At 42.9% G+C, this 18,418-nt stretch carries 17 protein-coding genes and 3 pseudogenes; 12 read left to right on the top strand and 8 right to left on the bottom strand.

The features are described from left to right. Positions 1 to 191 precede the first annotated feature (191 nt). A complete protein-coding gene (locus ACE1CC_RS29370) occupies positions 192 to 1,139 on the top strand; it encodes a D-2-hydroxyacid dehydrogenase (protein ID WP_413273978.1) in 948 nt (315 codons plus the stop codon). Between the two features lie 419 nt (positions 1,140 to 1,558). Here the strand turns inward: ACE1CC_RS29370 and ACE1CC_RS29365 are convergent, their stop codons facing one another. Beyond that, entirely contained in the window at positions 1,559 to 2,083 is a 525-nt protein-coding gene (locus ACE1CC_RS29365) for a DUF2808 domain-containing protein (protein WP_413273977.1), read from the bottom strand. Positions 2,084 to 3,043: 960 nt separating this feature from the next. On the opposite strand from ACE1CC_RS29365, the gene ACE1CC_RS29360 reads away from it, so the two are divergent. Further along, entirely contained in the window at positions 3,044 to 3,409 is a 366-nt protein-coding gene (locus ACE1CC_RS29360; RefSeq protein WP_459563937.1) for a four-helix bundle copper-binding protein, read from the top strand. Between the two features lie 89 nt (positions 3,410 to 3,498). Here the strand turns inward: ACE1CC_RS29360 and ACE1CC_RS29355 are convergent, their stop codons facing one another. Further along, the gene (locus tag ACE1CC_RS29355; RefSeq protein WP_413273975.1) at positions 3,499 to 4,038 is read right to left on the bottom strand and encodes an acireductone dioxygenase; all 540 of its coding nucleotides are present in this window, start codon (positions 4,036 to 4,038) and stop codon (positions 3,499 to 3,501) included. 142 nt (positions 4,039 to 4,180) lie between these two features. Further along, a pseudogene (locus tag ACE1CC_RS36975) lies at positions 4,181 to 4,336 on the bottom strand (YidH family protein); the annotation flags it as partial. A gap of 8 nt (positions 4,337 to 4,344) precedes the next feature. Between ACE1CC_RS36975 and ACE1CC_RS29350 the strand changes: the two are divergent. The 5 genes and pseudogenes from ACE1CC_RS29350 to ACE1CC_RS29330 form a co-directional block, all read left to right on the top strand. Further along, positions 4,345 to 4,578 (top strand): annotated as a pseudogene (locus ACE1CC_RS29350) (YidH family protein); the annotation flags it as partial. Positions 4,579 to 5,447: 869 nt separating this feature from the next. Beyond that, positions 5,448 to 6,263, top strand: a complete 816-nt coding sequence (locus ACE1CC_RS29345) for a class I SAM-dependent methyltransferase (protein ID WP_413273973.1) — start codon at positions 5,448 to 5,450, stop codon at positions 6,261 to 6,263. A 155-nt stretch (positions 6,264 to 6,418) separates the two neighbouring features. Beyond that, positions 6,419 to 7,513 carry an aliphatic sulfonate ABC transporter substrate-binding protein gene (locus tag ACE1CC_RS29340; RefSeq protein ID WP_413273972.1) on the top strand — a complete coding sequence of 365 codons (1,095 nt, stop codon included), beginning with the start codon at positions 6,419 to 6,421 and terminating at the stop codon, positions 7,511 to 7,513. A gap of 21 nt (positions 7,514 to 7,534) precedes the next feature. Beyond that, positions 7,535 to 8,005 (top strand): annotated as a pseudogene (locus tag ACE1CC_RS29335) (glutathione S-transferase family protein); the annotation flags it as partial. Continuing rightward, positions 8,005 to 8,895, top strand: a complete 891-nt coding sequence (locus ACE1CC_RS29330) for an aliphatic sulfonate ABC transporter substrate-binding protein (RefSeq protein WP_413273970.1) — start codon at positions 8,005 to 8,007, stop codon at positions 8,893 to 8,895. The pseudogene ACE1CC_RS29335 and the gene ACE1CC_RS29330, both read left to right, overlap by 1 nt. A gap of 116 nt (positions 8,896 to 9,011) precedes the next feature. Here the strand turns inward: ACE1CC_RS29330 and ACE1CC_RS29325 are convergent, their stop codons facing one another. The 4 genes from ACE1CC_RS29325 to ACE1CC_RS29310 form a co-directional block, all read right to left on the bottom strand. After that, positions 9,012 to 10,307, bottom strand: coding sequence for an MFS transporter (locus ACE1CC_RS29325; RefSeq protein WP_413273969.1), 1,296 nt, complete (start codon positions 10,305 to 10,307; stop codon positions 9,012 to 9,014). 261 nt (positions 10,308 to 10,568) lie between these two features. Next, positions 10,569 to 10,961 (bottom strand): carboxymuconolactone decarboxylase family protein, encoded by a 393-nt coding sequence (locus ACE1CC_RS29320; protein ID WP_413273968.1) that lies wholly within the window; start codon positions 10,959 to 10,961, stop codon positions 10,569 to 10,571. 52 nt (positions 10,962 to 11,013) lie between these two features. Then, positions 11,014 to 12,471, bottom strand: a complete 1,458-nt coding sequence (locus ACE1CC_RS29315) for an aryl-sulfate sulfotransferase (RefSeq protein ID WP_413273967.1) — start codon at positions 12,469 to 12,471, stop codon at positions 11,014 to 11,016. 89 nt (positions 12,472 to 12,560) lie between these two features. Further along, positions 12,561 to 13,310: an SDR family NAD(P)-dependent oxidoreductase gene (locus tag ACE1CC_RS29310; RefSeq protein ID WP_413273966.1), complete on the bottom strand. Its 750-nt coding sequence runs from the start codon at positions 13,308 to 13,310 to the stop codon at positions 12,561 to 12,563. A 172-nt stretch (positions 13,311 to 13,482) separates the two neighbouring features. On the opposite strand from ACE1CC_RS29310, the gene ACE1CC_RS29305 reads away from it, so the two are divergent. Further along, positions 13,483 to 13,665: a hypothetical protein gene (locus ACE1CC_RS29305; RefSeq protein WP_413273965.1), complete on the top strand. Its 183-nt coding sequence runs from the start codon at positions 13,483 to 13,485 to the stop codon at positions 13,663 to 13,665. Here the strand turns inward: ACE1CC_RS29305 and ACE1CC_RS29300 are convergent. Beyond that, the gene (locus ACE1CC_RS29300; protein ID WP_413273964.1) at positions 13,623 to 14,999 is read right to left on the bottom strand and encodes an LLM class flavin-dependent oxidoreductase; all 1,377 of its coding nucleotides are present in this window, start codon (positions 14,997 to 14,999) and stop codon (positions 13,623 to 13,625) included. The two genes, ACE1CC_RS29305 and ACE1CC_RS29300, sit on opposite strands and share 43 nt — an antisense overlap. Before the next feature lie 179 nt (positions 15,000 to 15,178). Between ACE1CC_RS29300 and ACE1CC_RS29295 the strand changes: the two genes are divergently transcribed. From ACE1CC_RS29295 to ACE1CC_RS29280, 4 genes are all read left to right on the top strand, one after another. Continuing rightward, entirely contained in the window at positions 15,179 to 15,853 is a 675-nt protein-coding gene (locus tag ACE1CC_RS29295) for a class I SAM-dependent methyltransferase family protein (RefSeq protein WP_413273963.1), read from the top strand. Between the two features lie 161 nt (positions 15,854 to 16,014). Next, a complete protein-coding gene (locus ACE1CC_RS29290) occupies positions 16,015 to 17,658 on the top strand; it encodes an FAD-dependent oxidoreductase (protein WP_413273962.1) in 1,644 nt (547 codons plus the stop codon). Positions 17,659 to 17,671: 13 nt separating this feature from the next. Next, a complete protein-coding gene (locus ACE1CC_RS29285; RefSeq protein ID WP_413273961.1) occupies positions 17,672 to 18,013 on the top strand; it encodes a 4Fe-4S binding protein in 342 nt (113 codons plus the stop codon). A 104-nt stretch (positions 18,014 to 18,117) separates the two neighbouring features. Beyond that, complete coding sequence (locus tag ACE1CC_RS29280) at positions 18,118 to 18,414, top strand: antibiotic biosynthesis monooxygenase family protein (protein ID WP_413273960.1); 297 nt, start codon at positions 18,118 to 18,120, stop codon at positions 18,412 to 18,414. Positions 18,415 to 18,418 lie beyond the last annotated feature (4 nt).

Here is an 18,418-nt window from a genome sequence, read left to right as displayed (position 1 = left end):
TGCGTTCATCTGCGTTTATCTGCTTTCATCTGCGGTTAAAATTAAATCTTTGCTTTTTGCAAAAAGGTAAATGTTAATTAGACTCTTGGTAAGAGACAGAGGTATAATTTTTAACCAGAGATGTCCACAGATAAACACAGATGTAAGCGCAAGCTTACTGTTTAGAAGAGAAATTTCAGGAGTTGAGGTCTTTGAAAGTAATTTTACCAAAAGAAGTTGTTGCTGATGTTCAGCTGCATTTACCCTCAAATTTAACTGTTCTTCCTGTTGATAGTGAGGGTAATATTGACGGTGATGCTAAAGATGCAGAAGTTTATTTTAATTGGTTTTATTTGAAGAAGGAAACTCTGCATAAAGTTTTGACTTCAGCACCCGCATTACGTTGGCAACATACGCCAAGTGCAGGTGTAAATCACATCCTGACACCGACTTTTTTGGAAAGAGATATTATCCTGACAAATGGTGCAGGAGTTCATGCAATTCCCATTGCAGAATTTGTCATTACTTATATGCTCGCTTATGCTAAACAGTTGCCCTCATTATACGCTTGCCAAGCTGAAAAGCTCTGGAAAAAAGGCTGGCCTATTAAAGAGTTAAAAGATGCAACTTTGTTAATTATTGGTGCAGGTGGAATTGGTCAAGAAATTGCGCTTCGTGCTAAAGCTTTTGGGATGCAAATTTTTGGCAGTCGTCGTCACCCACAAGCAATGCCTAATTTTGATTTGCTAGTTGATGCACAAGAATGGCGATCGCTTTTACCCAAAGCAGATTATGTTGTCATCGCTGCACCCCTTACCCCAGAAACTAAAGGAATGATTGATGCAACGGCGTTAAGTTTAATGCGTCCTAATGCTTATTTAATTAACATTGCTAGAGGTGCTGTAGTAGATGAATTAGCTTTGTATAAAGCTCTTAGCGAAGGTGCGATCGCAGGTGCAGCTTTAGACACTTTTTACACTGAACCTTTACCACCAGAAAGTCCTTTTTGGTCATTACCTAATGTCTTTGTTACTCCCCATTGTTCCGGCAATTCTCCCAAAGTAGTCGAGCGTTCTTTGGCTCTGTTCTTGGATAATTTTAATCGGTATTCGAGCCGGAAACCTTTACGCAATGTGGTAAATAAAAAGGCTGGTTATTAAACTTAATTACATCCTCTCAACTCACTTCTGTTACAAATGTAGAGACTTTACAGCATACATCTCTACATTTGTAATTTTTTTATTATGAGTTAAATGAAACTCTAAAACCAAGCTTAAATAAATAGCTTTAAGCTTGGTTTTAGGTTAAAATACGCTTAATCGGTAAACAAACAGGAGTTAACAAGATTAACCTTAAATATGCCACAATCAAATTAAATAAGCAAGCAAAGAGTTAAAATAAAAATATTTACCAAAATTGTTTAATTAATACTTGTTTTACTAAATTAGTTATGCAATAATCAAATTTAGCATAAAAAATACACCTTAAAAAAAGGTGTAGATAAAATAGGCTAATTGGAGATGATTGGCGATCGCACTTTAGCTAAAACTGAAAATGTTTTATAAGTGAGATAGCCCAATCAATCTTGGTAGAATTGTAAGCGACCAATACCAATACTTTGGCTTTGAGTTGACGGCGAAGAGGTAAGCGCTGCTAACTCAAACAAATAAACTCCTTCGTAAATGGGATTGCGGAAAGGTCGCAAAGCAATTGTAACTGTTTGACCAGGCGCTAATGGCTGGTTAAATGTGACTGTGGTTGTTTGGTTTTGGCGATCGTTAGTGGCAAGCGCGATCGCTAAACTTTCTCCCTTGCGACCAGGTGTTCCCACGAAAGCATAGCTACCTTTTTCATCAAAGCCAATTTGTTCTAAACCTTGTCTTTGAGTAAAGGTAACTTTCTGTACAGGTTCCCTAGAATTAGCTGGTACTTGCAGGGTGAAATAATAGATAGCTTGCTTAACACCAATTGAATTAAAAGTTGTTGTTGTAGCAACTAAAAGTGGTGATTCAGCTAAAGCCATTGTCGCTGGAGAAAGAGGTAATAAACAGCATCCAGAAACGACAATAAATAAGGGTTTGACCCAATTCCGAATGTTTTTCATGTTTTTTGTAAATCAACTACCCTTTGCCAACTTTCAAATTAAGTAATCATCACCACCACAAACTTGGTACTGGTTGATTGACTCCCCAGACCTAGCTTGTATACTTCCGAACAGCCTGATTCACACCAGCCAGTGTAAGCACACCAGAGGTTAATCATCTGTTGCGAAATCAGGTTTCGACAACTTACCTAAAAGTTGGCTTTTTCAGTTCCCTCGTTTTTAAATATTAACACTTGATCTTATTATTTGATAGAAAAAACCTGTTATAACCTAATATTTGTAAGTTAACAAACCCGATAACTTTAGCGGTGATTGAATGTTTTAATTTAATTAAATCTATACTTATTCGATAATATTACTGGAGAATAACAAGTCAAATTGTAAATTTAAAAATGTTTTTTATATGAATATCTGTCTAAGGTAAGATTTTAATTAGCTATAATTTTGCCATACTTCAACATTAAGAATGGAGAAGCTGTTGATTGTTTAAAGCAGGGATTTTAAATAATTAACAGCTAATTAACTCAAGTCATTTAACAAAAATCAATTACCTGTCAACCTGATTAGAATTTAATGAAATTTTTATTTATTATCAACATTTAATAAATTTATACTTTACTAAAATAGTAAACAAAAACTATTTATCAAGAAAGCTTGACACAAAAAATGTAGCAAAAATAACTGTATAGTTCCAAACTGAACTATTAGACTCCTTGCTTGTTAGAAATCCTACCAATGAAGTAGAGATTTAAAAGCTTTACTACGCAATAAGTCTGTAATAAACGGTGTCCTTAAACAAGTAGATTAAGGAATAAATTACTTATCCTATAAACTTACTGAAATTAAATCTACAAAGCCTTAAAAACCCATTGACTCAGCTAAATATTTGTTTTAAAAGTCTAATAAGCTATTCAAAGCAAAATTTAAATCTGTCCAGAGAAGCAAATAGAGGAATTTACCATGATGATGATGATGACAAAATCCATGACTTCCGAAATGCAAACCTGTATGCAAGCTTTAATGGACTGTCAAAAAACTTGCATGGCAACCATGACTTACTGCATGACTAAAGGTGGTGAGTATATGGACATGACAATGATGGCGATGATGCGTGACTGCGCGGAAATGTGCATGATGTGTATGAACATGATGATGGGTGGTTCCGAATTCATGGCACGCACTTGTATGCTTTGCGCGGAAATGTGCGATCGCTGTGCGATGGCTTGCGAAATGATGCCTGATGATGAAATGATGATGGCTTGTGCAATGGCTTGCCGCAAGTGTGCCGAATGCTGTAAAACAATGGAAATGATGCCTACTATGTAATTTAATTAGCAGAATCTGGTTGGCAAATTAATAAGCAAGCGCTCAAACTAAAAATTTTTGGGCGCTTGTATTTCTCCTATTTCCATCATTTACAAGTTGCTCATTTTTGTACCTGTATATTGTGGTACCCAACCTTCAACATTGGCAAAGTAGCGCACCGCTTTAAAATGCAAAGTTGCAGAGGGACTAAACCAGTGCTCAACTTCAGTAGGAATGTGTAAATAATCCTGCGCTTCCATTAAAAGTTGTAGCTGACTACCATCAGGTTTGAGCAAACCAATAATCGCCTCTCCTGCTAATACATAGTAAGCTTCTGGGGCGTTGTGAGTATGGTAACGGCTGTAAGTTGTGATTAGGGTTTGCAAATTGGGTGAACCTGGATGTAAAACCAGCAAATCATTCCAAAGAAAACCTCCTTCTTGTTTGAGAAATTCAAATAAGCTGTTATGAAGCTCTAGAATTTCTCGCTTCTGGGTATCAGCTAACATATCTTGGTTCGGTAAGTCGGGAAACAGAAGCGCCGATCCGGGGTCAAAGTGTCTGAGTTGCATACCCACAGGTGTAATTTCACGCTCAATATCGCTTAAGTCGTGGTAAATGGAATTGTCTTCCAGCAAGAGTTTAGCCATCGGTCATTCAAATATAAAGCAATTATTAAGAGTCTGCGAAATTCGCATCGTCTATACTACTATTTTCCGATAGGTAAACTGTACTCGGACTGTCTCGTTACATCTCTTTACTATTTGAGGTCGATCGCTCAACGGCAGATTATCAAAAAGAAGCTGTAAAAACGTAATACACTACTCCAGTTCCCAAAAAAGTCACCGCCATACTAGAAAGAATCACCCAACGACCTGCTGGTTGGTAAAAATCGGCATCAATATCACGTCGGACTGCGAAAAAATGAAATGTAGAAAGCAAAACCGTCCAGACAACCTGGTGATGGTTGGAAGTTGGGTTTAACTTTCTCTTTAGTAGGTTTAGTAACTGTGTTACTAACAACAATTCACTATTTTTTCGTGCGTCGAGATATTGATGAAGATACCTACGAACCTGCCGATCGCTGGGTGACAATTTTCAGCATTGCCGTTACCCTATTAGCAACCGGAGTTATCTATTATGTTTTTACCTCTCCCTTAAACCCTAATAGCATAGTAGTAGCTGATTAAACGATCGCTTCTCATTTAAAAAAGATAGATTGTTACTACAAGTGTTTTTTATATTCAAATAAATAACTTATCAATAATAGTTATTAATGATAATTGAACTACGCCCTAGCTGAGGCTTAGTTCAATTATTGTTTGCATTTAATACTCAAATCGATCTTGTACCAAGGGAGGTTTTACCTCCCACATCTCGTTCCCAGGTTCAACCTGGGAACGAAAATAAAGGCTCCAATACTGCTCGGTTAAGAGTAGGGGCGTTCGCGTAGCGTGCCGGAGGCATCAGCATTCGGGCAGAAAATCTAGGTTTTCAGCCATAAATTTTGACCCGAATGCTTCGCCCCTACAAAGGGAAAAATTCTTAACCGAGAAGTATTGATAAAGGCTCTGCCTCCTAGTGCAAAATCTCAGTAATAAACATTTATGGCTGTAAGCCAGACAACTGAACGAATTCGTTAGTTAGAGTATCTAATTATACGAAATTCACACATTTTATTGGCAAATCATCTTGTATTTTCTGGAAGGCTATGACATAATCTTAAATGAAAACTACGGTAAGTCGCTCGATAAACAGTACTATAGAATGCCTGCCTAAAAACACCAAAATTTGTTCAATTCTCTAGATCCTTTAAAGTAGACACGGAAAACTCTTGGGGCTAACTGAGAACAACGCTGTTAGTGCAATAGGTAGGCATTTTTTTTTCTAATCAATCTTTCGCTAGTTACAACTAACCTGATAAGTGCAGTTGTTGAGAAAGACACAGAAGAATATTTAGTGTTGACCGCTATCGCTCCTGTTAAAGATGGGAAATTGCAACAAATATCTTTTTCCCATCTTTCCTAAAAAACTAAAGTCAACTTGTGGAGTTTTTTGAATGGTTAGTACGATTCCTAACTACGATCCAACTTTATTTCAAGGTGCTGCTTGGTATTATGCGCGTTACCGATCGAAATACCCGAAAGCCTTATTTGATTTATTGGCAGATATCTTTAAACTTGATGGCACAGGAAGACTACTTGATTTAGGTTGTGGTGCAGGATTGATTGCTATTCCTTTTCGCGATCGCTTTGCTGAAGTAGTTGCAGTTGATCCAGATGCAGAAATGCTTAAAGAAGCTGAAGAACAAGCGAGAAATTTGGGAGCAAATAATATTATCTGGGTTCAAGATCGAGCCGAGTCTATTTCTCCAGATTGCAGTGATTTTCGCTTAGCAACATTGGGACGTTCTTTTCATTGGATGCAGCGAGAATTAGTATTAGAAAAACTTTATTCCTTGCTATCGGATGACGGAGGAATTGCAATTATTAAAACCAGTGATGATCCTTGGCATAGCGAACATCCTTGGAAGCAAACTGCGATCGCAGTAGTAAAACGTTGGCTAGGCGAACAGCGGCGCACAGGAAAAGCCGGACAAGGACTATGGAAATCCTTAGAAATTCCCCATGAAGAAGTCTTAGCAAAATCAAAATTCCCGCGCTACGCCAACTACGAAATTAAATTTGAGCAATCTTGGACAATAGATTCATACTTGGGTTATATTTATTCAACCGCTTTTGCCTTACCATCATTCTTTGGTAAAAATCGGGAAAAGTTCCAGGTTGATTTAAAAGAATCCCTACTAAAAATTGAACCATCAGGCAAATTTACCGAAGAACTTTCAGTCACCGCTCTAATTGCTTGGAAGCAATAAGCATCTAACAAGAGTGCAAAAATTTAGGATTTTCTAACCACAAATAAACATAGATAAAGCAATTCCTCCATCTCTTCTCTGGAGTGTTCTCTGCATCTCTGTGGTTCAAAAAAATCTATAACCCCTTCATCTAAAACAGAAAACACCAACAACCGATGATTTCAAAAATTAAAATTCCCCGTCGTCATTTCGTCAAAGTTGTATTACCCGGTTTAGCAAGTTTATCCACTACCTTAATCTTAGGAAGTTGTGGCACATCAAACCAAAATGCCACAACTTCCACTGCTCCAAATAGCCCAGATAATAACACAAATCCTGTTAATGCCAATACCACTGGAATTCAGACTAAAGTCATTCACATGGGATATCAACAAGCAGGAGATTTAGTTAGAGTTACAGGTGTATTAGAAAAACGCTTAGAACCTTTGGGTATTAAAGTGGAATGGGCGCAATTTGCCCAAGGGCCACAACTTATGGAAGCCATGAATGTTGGCAAAATTGACATAGGTTCTGTTGGGGAAACTCCACCAATATTCGCACAAGCTGCGGGTGCCCAAATTGTCTATTTAGTTGGACAAAAAACTACTCCTGAAACTGGCAGAGGAAGCGTAATTGCTGTTCCACCCGAATCTCCTATTAAGACAGTAGCAGACATTAAAGGGCAAAAAGTTGTATTTCAAAAAGCTTCTGCTTCCCACTATTTTATCCTCAGAGCTTTAGAAGATGTCGGTTTGCAATACAGTGATATTCAAGTTTTAAGTATGCCAAATGTAGAAGCGCGGGGTGCATTTATTGAAGGAAACATTCCTGTTTGGGTAACAGGAGATCCTCATCTTGCCCTAGCAGAAAAATTGGGTAGAGTGCGGATACTTCGTGATGCAAGAGGGATTGATTCGCCTGGTGGGTATTATATTGGACGCAGACAATTTGCTCAAGAAAATTCTGAATTACTCCGAATAGTAATTGAGGAAATTGACAAAATTGAACAATGGGCAGAGGCAAACCCTCAAGAAACTGCCAAGCTAATTGCACCGGAACAGAAATTAGAATTAGATGTGATGCAAAAAGTGATCGATCGGCGTACCTTTGGCAGAAGGGCAATTAGTTCAGAACTAATTCAGCAACAACAAAAAGTTGCTGATTATTTTTATAGAAATGGCTTACTACCCAAACCGCTTAATATTCAAGAAGCTATGCTCACCACAGAGCAATATGCCGCAATTACTCCTGCAACTATCAGCCAAAAATAGCTTTATATCTAAAGGTGAAAAATGAGCATTCAAAACACAGTATCTACCTGGAATGAATTGTTAGAAACTGCCCGAAAAAATACCTCAGCCCGACGAGTACGTAGACCAGGACAAACACCTTCTACTGCTCCGATACCTAGCAGTTTGCATAAACTTCCCCCTGATACCGCACCGCCAGTATTACTCTACCGTGATACTAACTCTTGGTGTCCTTTTTGTGAAAGAGTTTGGTTCGCCTTAGAAGAAAAGGAAATTCCCTTTGAAACAGAGTTTATCGACCTAAGTAACAAACCTAAATGGTATACAGATTTAGTTCCCACAACTCTTGTCCCTGCCGCAAAAATTGAAGGCAATTTAGTTTATGAATCTAAGGATATTCTCCTAGCTTTAGAAGAGCGATTTAAGGATAAACCACTACTACCCGAAAATCCAGAAGAAAATGCGATCGCAAAACAGTGGATTGAAGATGCTGAAACTAGCGGGTTTAGAGATTGGGATATCAAGTATCAGGAGACTTGGTGAAAGTTTCTGGTGTCTTGGAAAAAAGACTGCAACCTTTGGGAGTGAAAGTGGAATGGCTACAATTTGCTCAAGGTCCGCAGATGATGGAAGCAATGAACGTTGGGCGGATTGATCTCGGATTTGTTGGGGAAACACCTCCCATCTTTGCCCAAGCCGCAAGTAGCCCAATAGTTTATGTTGTAGGTTCAAGAATAACTCCAGAAACTGGCAAAAATAGTGTAATCGCTGTTCCCCCCAATTCGCCAATTAAAAGTGTACGAGATATCAAAGGGCAAACAGTAGTTTTTCAAAGAGCATCTGCTTCCCACTATTTCATCATCAGGGCTTTGGAAGAAGTTGGTTTGAAAATTTCCGATGTCACCGTCAAGAGTCTACCAAACGTAGAAGCCACTGCACCTTTCATCCAAGGTAGGATTCCCGTCTGGGTGACAGGAGATCCCTATTACGCTATGGCAGAAAAAGCTGGGAAAATTCGAGTGATTCGGGATGCCCGAGGAATCAATTCTCCTGGTGGCTATTATGTTGCGTACAAGCCCTTTGCCGTAGAAAACCTAGCTCTGCTGAAAATCGTGATTGAAGAGATTGACAAAATTGAGCAATGGGCCGCTCGAAACCGCCCACAAGCAGTAAAACTGCTTGCACCTGCCCAGAAGATTGATGAAGATCTCATGGCACGAATTATCAACCGTCGCACTTTTGGACGCAGAGCCATTACTCCAACCTTGCTCAAGGAACAGCAAAGAGTTGCTGATCTTTTCTTCCAGAACAAGGTCATCCCCAAACCTGTTAACGTTACCGATGCAGCACTAACATCTGCTCAGTATGCGGCACTTACACCTAATAGCATTAGCCAAAGTTGACCTATTCCCTTGATAAAAATCTAGGGAACTCTCAACCGGGACAAGGGAACAAAGGAACAAGGGGTATTGCCTGTTCCTTGTTTCCTGTTCTTTGTACTCGCACAGACCGATCGCCATCAACCACTTACAATTGGGGAATCAATTTCTCGCTTAATCCAACAGCTGATCTGCGATACCCGAAAAGAATACCATATCGACCCCAAGATACAAACGCTACCGCAGACAATAAGGGCATTAGGAGCACCCATCACCTGTGCTAAACTGCCAGCCAATAAATTTCCAAAGGGCATCATTCCCACCATTGCCAGGGCATAGAAACTCATAACGCGACCACGCTTGTCGTCTGGTACGAGAGTTTGAATAATCGTATTAGTGCTGGTAATTTGCAGAATTCCGAAACCTCCAACCATCACTAGTGTCAGCAAGGATAGCCAGAGTTGTCTAGACAGAGCAAATGAGATCAAACTCACTCCGATCGCAGCTTGTGCTACCCTAATTAGCCGTTCTAATCCCAAAATGCCGCGTCGCATACTCAGGTAGAAACAGGCGCATAAGGAACCGATCGGTCCTGCCATCCCCAGTGCTGCCATTGTGGTAGCATGACCGTGTAAAATTTCTGCCGCAAAGATCGGTAGTACAGCAATGTAGGAGATGCCAACTAAGCCATGTAATGCCAACATTAGCAGAATGATGCGAATTGGTTGCATAGTATTGACATATTGGAAACCTTCACGCAATTTCAGCCAGGTATCATTCTCAGTCGTGACTGGTGGAGATTTGGGTGGCATTTGCATTGCTTTGAGCGTCACGATCGCCGCAATATAACTCAATGTGTCGTAAAGAAAACAGTATTTCACACCAAGAGTAGCAATTAAAATCCCACCGATCGCAGGCCCTAACACTAATGATGAACTCAACATCACCGAGTTGAGCGCGATCGCATTGCCCCAGTCTGTGCGATCGTCCACCGTTTCCGTCACAATTGTATGGCGAATGGGCATATCCAAACCTTTCAACATCCCATTCAAAATACTCAGGATCAATAGTGACCCAAAGCCGATCGTGTCTAGAAACGTAAGCGCGGTTAGGGTTGCAGAGACACCGATCCCTAAAACTTGCACCAACATCAATAAATCACGCCGACTCCAGCGGTCAGCTAACACACCGGAAAACGGAATTAACAATAAAGTTGGCAGAAATTGTAAAAATCCAGCTAATCCGAGTAACCAGGCGGACTTTGTTAAATCATAGATCAGCCAGGGAATAGTCAACTGCTGAGTCATAAATGTGCCTGACATGGACAGCAGTTGTCCCCCGAAAAAGAGGCGAAAGTTGCGCCATTTGAAAGCAGGTAAGCGTTGGTAAATAGTTCTGCTTACCTGTTCACCCAGTTGTCCATACCAATACTGCATAATAATCGCTAAAGTTGATTACTTAAAATTTAGAACTCAAAACTTTCCCCTATTCCCTGTTCTCCGTTCGCTGACACTCACATCTTGCACCACTCCCAAAATCTGCCTGGGACTCAAGTCCCACCGCGAGTAGCGAAACTCCTCGCGAGAGAGGACTAAAATATTTGAAATTAAAAGCTTTCAGTCCACTTTAGTGGACTTGAGCTATTAGCCTGGGACTTGAGTCCCAGGCGAGCTAAAACGACAGGTGCAAGATCTGAGTTACACCTTAAATTGCTCATCTACAGGAACTCGATAGCCATTAGCAAGACGATTCGTGGTGTTCGCTGTAGCTATGATTGCCAGCAACTCTCCAAACATTGCCTCGTTCATGCCTTTTGCGTGTGCCGCCGCTGTGTGAGAAGCGATACAATATTCACAGCCATTGGTAACGCTGACAGCAATGTAAATCAGTTCTCGCGTCAGAGGATCGAGTTCACCAGGGCTAGTCATTACTTCCTTGAGCGTTTCCCAAGTGCGACGTAGCGTAGGTGGATGTTGAGCGAGAGCTTTCCAAAAATTGTTGATGTAGTCCGTTTGGCGAGTTGCGCGGATATCGTCATAAACTGCTCGAACTTCTGCGCTGGCATCGTCGTATTCGATCAGATTGCTCATAGGTAAAACTTTAAAGATCAAAGATGAGGCGATTATATTAGTAACCTGACGATTACTGCCTGCCATTCGGAAGCTGCGTCACTCGAAATTCCGAATTTTGGGGAGGCTCAATAGCAGCTTCTGTATGGGGAGTATTGTCTGGAACCCAACTGTAGGGGATTGGCTGCGCCCTATAAACCCAATTGACTGATACTTCCCGATCAAAATCAAGCTTTTGACGACTGTAGTAGGGATTGACATATTCCCAGACAATTTCACCGGATGGCGTGACCTGAAACAAACGTCCAGTCATGCCCTCGTCAATCAAGGTATTTCCATTTGGGAGCCGTCGAGCACTGGAAATGAATGAACTATAGAATCCCCAGGAAGGCTGATCCGAATCAATTCCAGTATACTGCCAGACGATAATCTTCGTTTGGGGATCGATCTCCAGAATTCGTGACCCTGGTTCGACACTGAGTCGGGTGGGTGGGAACCCTGAAGGTCCCTCATTATCAAAGACGAGCAAATTTCCCGCACCGGGCAACCCTTGAGGAATGAGGTGGGCATCATGCTGTCCACTGGTTTGATCCACAGGGCGGGGGGTAGAAAGGCTGAATCTGGGTCGCAGGGAGGTTCTGGCAACCGCAGTCGCCTCCTGGGTTTGCTGATTTTCAGTCAGATAGTCGGGGCCAAGTCGCCAGACGATCTTACCTGTTTGCTTGTCGATGATGGCGATAAAGCTGATTTCGCGAGAGTCAATCACAATATTATCTGGGGCGAAACGTTTGTCTCCCGCGTCGAACCAAGGGTTGGGGCCGACGGGTTGCATATCATTGAGGGTCAAAAAGCCACCAAATTCCTGTTTACTGGAACTATACGCCTGACGGAGAAGGGCACGCCCTCGTGGAGAAATGCCAAATTCATTCAGGTGGTCGCCAGCTGTCCAACTCCAGACGATTTCACCGTCCTTGGAGACTTCCACAATTTTTTGATCGGCGATCGCCCGATCGCTGACACCTGCAACCCGATGCTCAATGGTTGTCAGAAGCAGAGTATTTCCATTCGGTAGACGACTAATATCGTGATTCTGACAAGCTCTTCCACCGGGAGCTTGAGTTCCCCAGCGCCAAACAACGGTACCGTTCCAATCCAGTTCGCCAACTTCCTGATTCGCGAAGATGTCGCCAAAGGGGGAGATGCCGTTTTCGAGTTGAACCAGGATATGCCCCTTCTCACCATTGGTTTGTGCTGGGTCGAGCATTTCTGGTGGGAAGCCGAACTTGTTCCAGCGGTGGACTTCGTTGCCATCCATGTCAATCAGGTGGGTGTTGCCGTCCGGGGCACTGAATAACACATAGCTGTTGTATGCCCGCACAGGATCGTAGATAGTTGTGCCTGTGGGGAAAACGCTGGGTAGAGCGATCGCGTTACCAGTCGCGATATTGACTAGGGCAACTGATAGCAGCAATAAAGCAGCTAATCGCAAAATAATGTTTCTCAGGCGAGGCAATATTGATTTCAACATCATTATTAAAATTACTGAAAGGTTCTGTCTCTAACCAGCGAATTGCTTATAGCAGTCTTTCTCATGGCTCTGTATCCTGCCAATAAGCTACTTCACCAGGTTTGTGTCGTTGGACGAATCAAAATTTCATTTACATTAACGCGGGGAGGTTGGGTGACGGCATAGACGATCGCAGCAGCAATATCTTCACTTTCTAAAGGTGTAATCGATTTGCGGCGTTCCTCACTGCGTTGTTTAGAGATCGGATCGCTAATATTGTCGTTAATTTCAGTGTTGACCATTCCCGGCTCAATAATTGTTACTCGAATATTCTGCGACGATACTTCCTGCCGCAACACTTCGGAAAAGGCATTCACGCCCCATTTCGTCACATTGTATCCACCTACGCCCACCCGGACTGTACGACCCGCAACCGAAGAAATATTTACGATATGTCCTGCTCCCTGTGCTTGTAGAATTGGTAACACCGCATGGGTAACGTTCATTAAAGCAATCACATTCAGGTCAATCATCCGTCGCCAATCAGCAGGGTCAGAATTGGCAATCTCTCCTAATAAAGCAATCCCGGCATTATTAACGAGAATATCAATTTGTCCCCAGGTGGTCTTGGTTTTGTCTACAATTGTTTGGATTTGGGCTTCATCGGTAATGTCAGCGACGATCGCCAACGCCTCACCCCCCGCAGCGGCAATCTTTTGTGCCAATGCTTCTAGGCGATCGGCCCGACGCGCCACTAGCGCCACCTTAGCACCTTCTGCTGCTAGTGCGATCGCAGTTGCCTCACCAATACCTGCGGAAGCCCCAGTAATAATTGCCACTTTTCCATCTAACTTGCCACTCATGACCTGACTCCAAATTAAGAACGATTGAAAACAAAAAAATATCAACGATGCTTACAGCATCGCTAAATAGGAGCTAGTTATTCAACGCCTCTGGCTCCCCATTCACCGCCAATGTCAAACTCTGACTAATCGTAAAAGGTCATGAGACATCTTGCAAAAATAGACAATCTCTATGTTTTCATCTGTGTCCATCTGTGTTTATCTGTGGATATCTGTGGTAAAAAACCAAGATTTCGGACTTTTGCAAGAAGTCTATGGAATTGGCGATATGCCTACGGCACGCTGGCGCGATCGACGTAAGCAGAATCGAACTCAGGCAGAAACTCCAACCAGTTCAGGTGATGTTGTCTCCTGAGTGAACTGATTCACTGGACGAGACAGACCCAGATTCTCCCGCAATGTGCGACCTTCATATTCGGTGCGGAACAGTCCCCGCCGTTGCAGTTCTGGAATTACATGATCCACAAACTCCGTCAACCCACCTGGCAGATAGGGCGGCATAACGTTAAATCCATCTGCACCACCATTGCGGAACCACTCTTCCATTTTGTCAGCAATCTGTTCTGGAGTGCCGACCACCTGCCAATGTCCCCGTGCGCCTGCGATCGCCTCATACAATTGTCGAATAGTTAAATTCTCTTTTTGAGCGAGTTCCACCAACAATTTTTGACGACTTTGATGCAATTCCGTGTGCGGGATCTCTGGCAGAGGCCCATCCAAGGGATATTTTGACAGATCAATTTCCCCCAACATTCCTGTCAGCAGACTTAAACCGACTTGGGGATGAATCAAAGCCTGAATTGCAGCGAATTTTTCCTTGGCTTCCTGCTCCGTACTACCAATTACCGGGAAAATTCCTGGCATAATTTTAAGTTGATCAGGATAGCGACCATACTTCGCCAATCGCCCTTTGACATCAGCATAAAACGCCTGAGCATCAGCTAAAGTCTGTTGTGCAGTAAAAATTACTTCTGCGGTTTGCGCCGCCAGATTTTTACCATCCTCCGACGAGCCAGCCTGAACGAGTACCGGATAGCCCTGAATTGGACGGGCAACATTCAACGGCCCTTTGACAGAAAAATGCTTCCCTTTATGGTCAGGAACGTGCAACTTATCTCGATCGAAGTAAACACCAGATTCCTGATCCCGCAAAAAGGCATCATCTTCCCAGCTATCCCATAACTTAGTCACCACTTCGACAAACTCAAGGGCGCGTTCGTAGCGCGGCGCATGATCGGGGTGTTTGTCTAGATTGAAGTTGCGAGCTTCAGCAGTGGAGGCAGAGGTGACGAGATTCCAGGCTGCTCGTCCGCCACTTAAATAATCGAGGGAAGCAAACTTACGGGCGAGGTGAAACGGTTCATTGTAGGTCGTCGATACCGTTGCCACTAAACCAATATGCTCCGTGACAACAGACAATGCCGATAACAATGTCAATGGCTCAAAGTGAACCAGATGCCCAGTGCGGCTTAATACTTCTGTTCCCCGCTCGCGGTCGCGCACAGCAACGCCATCGGCAAAAAAGATCATGTCAAATTTCCCTCGTTCTGCGGTCTGGGCAATCTGACGAAAATGGTCGAAACTCAGCCCTCCATCTGCCCTAGCCTCTGGATACCTCCAGGAGGCTAAGTGATGTCCAGAACTCATTAGAAAGGCACCAAGTCTGAGTTGTTTTGGTTGGTTACTCATAATTTTACGACTCCTCTACATAAAACCAAAGAAGTTATTTATTTTTGCCAAAACAGGTTGTTTGATGAGAAACAAACTGTTAGAGTATCTAATCAATAGGATTATTGTCCGATAAACCTACCGATTTAGTCAAGATTAAAATGACTTAAAGTTGAGGATTGGATAAAGGAGTTGATTTTATGGCTAAAGATTGGTTTGAATGGCACGAACTTTACCAAACAGAAGACGTTTTACAACAGCGATTGGAAATCGTGCGGAAATATATTTCTGACAGTTTAGATGCTGCAAGTGAGGGAACGATTCAAGTTGTGAGTGCCTGTTCTGGTGATGGGCGTGATTTATTGGGTGTATTGGCAACTCATCCTCGTGTTAAAGATGTAAGAGCGAGGTTGGTAGAACTTAATCCACAACTGGTAGAACGTGGTAGAGAAGCGATCGCGCAACTAGGACTCACAGAGCAAATCGAATTTATCAATGGTGATGCCACCCTTACCTCTTCCTTTGCAGGTGCAGTTCCCGCAGATGTAGTGATTACCTGTGGCATATTTGGCAATTTACCAGACGAAGAAGTACTCCAACAACTAATTCGTAACCTCCCTTACTTCACCAAAAAAGGTGGTTTTGTCCTTTGGACAAGGGGACATCGTGATGGAGTCAACTACTCAGAAAGAGTGCGTCAGATATTCCAAGAAAGTCAATTTACCGAAGTTGATTTTCAACTTACAGCAACCGGAAATATGGGCATTGGCAGACATCGCTTTGAAGGTCAAACCCTTTCAGAACCGATCGATGAGCAGTTCTTTGTATTTACAGGAAACCCCGAAAAAGCTGGTTTATTAGTTTCACCATCCTAACCCAAAGTCAGAAGGCTCCAAGCGAAGAAAAGAGTAATTAACTCAAACTAGTTAGACTCTTCCTTCTTCTTTGTTCGTGTCCTTCGCGTCTTACGCGCTACGCGCACGCTACGCGATCGCGGTTCAAAAAAAATCTCTAATCCATATCAAAGGAAAAAAAAGTGTTTATTAACAGCAAAGAAGAACTGTTATTAACTACCGATGTTCTAGTAATTGGAGGAGGGCCTGCGGCAGCATGGGCAGCGTATGCAGCAGCAGCTCAAGGTGTCAAAGTAATAATTGCCGATAAAGGCTTCCTGGGTACAAGCGGTGCAGCCGCAGCCAGTGGCAATGGTATTATGGCTCCTTCTCCAGAAGATTGGGACAAAGTTTTGTGGGAACGCTATCGCATAGCGAAAAACCTAGCTAACTTACGTTGGATCGAGCGAGTCCTTGAAAAAACTTGGCTTAGTTTGCCTCTTCTAGAAGAGTGGGGTTATTGTTTTCCCAAAGAGAACGGAGAATCTGTACGCCAGAGTTTTTATGGGCCTGAATATATGCGCGTACTTCGGAAAAACCTCTTGCGTGTCGGTGTGCAAATCCTCGACCAAAGTCCAGTTCTAGAGCTTTTATTAGCTGATGATGGCTCAGTGGCAGGTGCAAGAGGTGTTCAAAGGCAACAGCATCGGGCTTATACCGTTCGTGCTGGTGCGGTTGTCATGGCGAATGGCGGCTGTGCATTCTTGAGTAAAGCACTCGGTTGCAATACCAACACGGGCGATGGAATGCTGATGGCAGTGGAAGCTGGAGGCGAACTCTCCAGTATGGAAGCTTCTAATCACTATGGGATCTCGACTGCTTTTAATGCCACAGTGACGCGGGGAGTTCCCTTTGGTTGGGCTAGTTACACGGATGAAGCAGGTAACGATCTCGGTGGTTATATCAATGGTCGTCGCGATCCCTCGTTCCTTCCCAACGCGCTGCTCAAAGGGCCTGTTTATGCCCGTTTGGATCGAGCCACGCCTGAAGTTAAGGCAGTGATTGAAAAGTCCCACTTCATCGCTTTTCTACCTTACAAGAAAGCGGGTATCGATCCTTACAAGGAGCGAGTACCTGTAACCTTAGTCTTTGAAGGTACGGTTCGGGGTACAGGTGGAATTCGGATTATTAATGATAGTTGCGCTACAAAAGTTCCTGGACTTTACGCAGCTGGGGATGCTGCATCCCGTGAGTTAATTGCAGGTTTGGCTTCTGGTGGTGGTGGGCCAAATGCAGCCTGGGCAATCTCGACGGGACAATGGGCGGGAGAAGGCGCAGCTGCCTTTGCTAAGATTCTCGGCGCTCATGCTCATGAACGAGTGGCGTATCCTGCGGGTCAAGCGGGACTCAGATCCAAGTTTCCCACCCCAGAAACTTTTGATAGTGATGCGATCGCCCAAGCCGTACAAGCCGAAGTATTCCCCTTAGAAAAAAATTACTTCCGCTCTGAGCAAAAACTTTTGGATTCTCTCGCTAAATTAGAAAGGCTTTGGGAGCAGGTACAAGGAAATCCGAAACAGGATACAGTCCGCGATGTAGAACATTCTCGCCGAGCGGCTGCTCTGACAGCGGTAGCGCGATGGGCATATTTTAGTGCTCTACATCGTCAAGAAACGCGCAGCGAACATATCCGCGTGGACTATCCTCAAACCGATCCGAATCAGCGTTATTACCAGGCAACAGGCGGTTTAGATCGGCTTTGGGTGAGACGGGATTGGATTAAGGATGCGATCGCAACTCCACCAGCACCAACCACTCAAACCACACCCTCTGTATCAAAACTGTAGCAGGAGCAGTATTATGATTGAGCTTGTGAGTCATAAACTTTGTATCAATTGCAATGTGTGTGTCCAAGTTTGTCCCACCAATGTTTTTGATTCTGTTCCCAATCAACCACCCGCGATCGCTCGACAGGAAGATTGTCAAACTTGTTTTATGTGCGAGGCTTATTGTCCTGCGGATGCGCTCTATGTTGCGCCCCAATCAAATACCAACATTGCAGTTGATGAGGATGATTTAATCGAAAGCGGCATCATGGGCGAATACCGTCGCACCTTGGGCTGGGGATATGGGAGAAAAAACAACAGTGAATTAGATCCTGCTTATAAACTGCGCCAACTACCGCGCCCTTATCAAAGCTAATCGAGGTTACTAATCAAGAATCTGCTCTCCCAGACAACAAGATATGAATCATCTTTGCGTCATTTTTGATTTGGACGGAACGTTAGTTGATAGTGAGAAACTATATGATATTAGAAGTGGCAATTTTAGAAATTCAGCCTGGTTTGGCTCAAGAGTTTGAAACTACGTTCAAAACTGCTTCACCTATCATTGCTTCGATGTCGGGATATATTTCTCACGAACTTCAACGCTGTATCGAAACACCAAATCGTTATATTTTGTTGGTTCGTTGGCAAACCTTAGAAGACCACACTTTTGGATTTAGGCAATCTAAGAAATATGAGCAATGGCGAACCCTCCTGCATCACTTTTATGAACCCTTCCCAACAGTGGAACATTACGAAGTTGTTCAATTTAATTAAGGAT

It is taken from the genome of Floridaenema aerugineum BLCC-F46, assembly GCF_041929345.1.
Lineage (GTDB): Bacteria > Cyanobacteriota > Cyanobacteriia > Cyanobacteriales > Aerosakkonemataceae > Floridanema > Floridanema aerugineum.
This window is presented reverse-complemented; position numbering and strand designations above follow the sequence as displayed.